The organism is Microbacterium sp., assembly GCF_036566905.1.
GTDB lineage: Bacteria > Actinomycetota > Actinomycetes > Actinomycetales > Microbacteriaceae > Microbacterium.
Genome location: NZ_DATCVK010000200.1, coordinates 1 through 3040 on the forward strand (window position 1 = coordinate 1; position 3040 = coordinate 3040).

The 3040-nt window shown below is 70.7% G+C and carries 3 protein-coding genes; all 3 read right to left on the minus strand.

The features are described from left to right. Positions 1-45: 45 nt before the first annotated feature. Positions 46-897 (minus strand): ComF family protein, encoded by an 852-nt coding sequence (locus tag VIP82_RS16930; RefSeq protein WP_331910717.1) that lies wholly within the window; start codon positions 895-897, stop codon positions 46-48. A gap of 94 nt (positions 898-991) precedes the next feature. Further along, complete coding sequence (locus tag VIP82_RS16935) at positions 992-2686, minus strand: LpqB family beta-propeller domain-containing protein (protein ID WP_331910719.1); 1695 nt, start codon at positions 2684-2686, stop codon at positions 992-994. Next, the coding region (locus VIP82_RS16940) for an ATP-binding protein (protein ID WP_331910721.1) at positions 2676-3040 on the minus strand (365 nt) is incomplete at its 5' end. The genes VIP82_RS16935 and VIP82_RS16940, both read right to left, overlap by 11 nt.

The window sequence follows — 3040 nt, forward strand, 5'->3', positions numbered from 1 at the left end:
GTCCGACGATGTTCAGTTCCATGACGACCTCCGTTCACCGACGTGTCACCCGGTTCTGAAGGGTGGATCGACCACGCCTGTCCTGCCACCGTAGCCCCCTTGCGCGGCGATGTCACGGAGTGTTTCCCGTGAGGTGCCTGCATGTCGCGGGAACCTGCGGGGCGTCTCGGCGAGCACCGCGATCGCCGCCGTCTCAGCACCGGCGGCGGTGAGCGCACGCACCGCCTCGGCGAGGGTCGACCCCGTCGTCACGATGTCGTCGACGAGCAGGTAGCGGCGCCCGTCGAGGCGGGCGAGTGGCGTTCCGTGCGGTCTCCAGCCACCGCCGAACGAGCGCGCACCGACCCCGGCGACGAGCCCGCCCTCGGCGTTCAGTCGCCGCTCCTCCTCGCCGAGCCCCGCCTGATCGGCGCGCTCCTTCGCGAGGGCGAGCACCGGCGTCGAGCGGATGCCGCACCGTCGGAGCAGCACCTCCACGGGCACGTATCCCCGCGCCCGCCGCGCCGCCGACGTCGAGGGGATCGTGCACACCTCGACCGGGTCGCCGATGGACACCTCGGCGAGCGCGGCGAGCAGCGCCGCCCGGAACGCGGGTACGAGGGCGGAGGCGGCATCCGTTCGAGCCCCGTCCTTGAAGGCACCGATCACGGATGCCGCGGCTCCCGCATACTCCATGCCGGCCCAGACGGCGAGACCGGCGCGATCGATGCGCCGCGGCGCCGGCACGAGGGCGGCGCGGCACGATGGGCACACGGGGCGATCGGCAGCGCCGCAGCCCGAGCACGAGACGGGAAGGAGCACCGCGAGCGCATCACGGACGGACTCGCGAACGGCGTGCTGCAATCGGGCCCGGAGCGCAGCGACGACGTCTCGACCATGGGGGCGGGTCTCGTGCACTCCTCCAGCCTCGCGCGACGCGATGCGGGCAGGCCCTGGCGGAGCCCCAGCGGGCGACTCAGGGCGCGCCGAGCAATTTGTGGAGGGCGAGTGGTCAGTCGGGTTGCTGCGAAGCCAGAAGCCGGATGCCCGTCGCTCGCGCCTGCCACGCCACTCCGCTCGGCGCTTCGAGGTCGCCCGCGGCCGTCAGGAGTCGGAGATCCCCGACGCTGTTGCCGCCGTCGATCGCCGTACCTCCCTGCGGTCCCTGCCGGGAAACGGCGAAGCCGCCGAGCACCTGGGTGATCACTCGCGTGGTGCCGTCGGGCAATGCGGTGAGCGAGGCGGCAGTGTCGGCGTCGAGCCAGGCGACGTCGAGCGGTGTACCCGCGACATCGGAGAGCCCGAGCGTAACCGTGCTCAGCCCGACGGGCGTGCCGGCGGCATCCCGTTGGATGGAAGCCGCGACGAAATGAGTGGAACTGCCATCGCCGAGGAGCGCGACGAGTCGCGTCGAGTCCCGCGAGATCTCGAGCGCGGCGATCGACGAGCCCGTCCACGGCACCGGAAGCTGGATCGGCTCCAGCGACCGGTCCGCGGGATACACGACGAGTTGACTCGGAAGCCCGGCGGGCACCGACCAGACGGCGCCCGTGCCGTCGATCGCCGGCACGATGAGGCCGTCTCGCGGGTCGAGCGGCTCGGCCTCCTCGCCGGCGCGAACGACCGAGACCCCGGCGGCCGCCAGCACTGCGGCGATCTCACCGCTCGCGCCGAGCGCTGCCCCCTTCGGAACCATTGCCTCCACCTGCGGCGAAAGATCCGGGATCTGCTCGACGCCCTCGCCCGAAGCCGCGAGGTAGCCGAACGTCGTGCCATCAAATACGACCGGTCGCGGATCGACCGACGGGTTCTTGAGCGGCTCCGGCGAGAGCTCGGGCACATCCTGTTCGACGCCGTTCAACGACAGCGCGACTGAGCCGACGTTCTGCACTCCGTCGAGACTCTCCTGCAACTGGAACTGCATGCGCTGCACGCTCGCGACGTCGTCGCCGGTGGGTCCCGAGAGGTCGACGCTGGCCACACGGTCGGTGATCGGCACAGATGCCGAGTCGAGACGTGTGCCCTCGGGGAAGGCGGTGCGGACGCCCGCTGCTAGCCATTCGGAGGGGCCGACGAGCAGCGACTGCACGATGCTCGTCTGCGCGGAGTCGCGGCCGGCGAACCAGCGCAGGTCGGGCACGAGGTAGTCGAAGTCCGACGAGTAGAAGTAGAGCGGGTAGCTGCGGAAGCTCTGGACGAACGTCGTCTGGTCGATCAGGAGGCCGGCAGGAGCCAGCGAGATCCGCCATTGCCCGTCTTCGTTCTGTTCGAGCTGGTATCCGAGCTCCAGCGGCACACTCGATTCGGAGATGTCGTACTGGCCCGTCGCAGAGAGCTGCGCCGTGGGCGTGGCATCGGCGATGACCGATGTGGGAGTGAGTTCCGTGAACTCACGGTCGGCGAGCACGTCGACGGTGGCGGCGGCATAAGGGTTCCACTCATCGGCGAAGGCCGGCGTGAGAAAGTCACGGGCCGCCTGGTACTTGTTGCGCGGGCTCGCCGCGGCATCGATGAAACCCTTGACGATCTCAAGCTGCGAGGCGTCCTTCGCGGGCGGCGCGACGATCGTATCGAGCTCCGGCAACTCGTCGACGATCGGCGGTGATCCGGCGTTGACGCCGCCAGAACTCGGAATCGACACGCAGCCGCCGAGCAGGCCGGCGACCACGACGACGACGGATGCCGCGAGCACTCCTCTACGCATCATGCGCCTCCCATCGGCCGCCGGCCGGCCTCGTCGATGCGGCGCGCCCTGCTGCATCCGTCTCGACGCTCGTGTCGGTGTCCACGGCGCGCACCACTCCCGTCGCAGGCGGACCCGTGGCATCGATGTCGTCCGGTTCCAGCGGCAACGGCGACTCGACGACCTCGTCGGCGGAGACGCCGGACCGGGGCAGGGTGAGGCGGAAGACCGTGCCGGATCCCCGTCGCGACCAGACGTCGAGCGTGCCGCCGTGGGCGACGGCGTCTTCGAGGGCGATGGCGAGTCCGAGGCCGGTGCCCCCGATCGTGCGCGTGCGGCTGGGATCCGCACGCCAGAACCGGTCGAACACGCGTGACG

What these genes read in the sequence shown, in the direction of transcription:
- VIP82_RS16935 (WP_331910719.1), bottom strand. Translation starts at nt 2,686, where the DNA reads ATGATGCGTAGAGGAGTGCTCGCGGCATCCGTCGTCGTCGTGGTCGCC.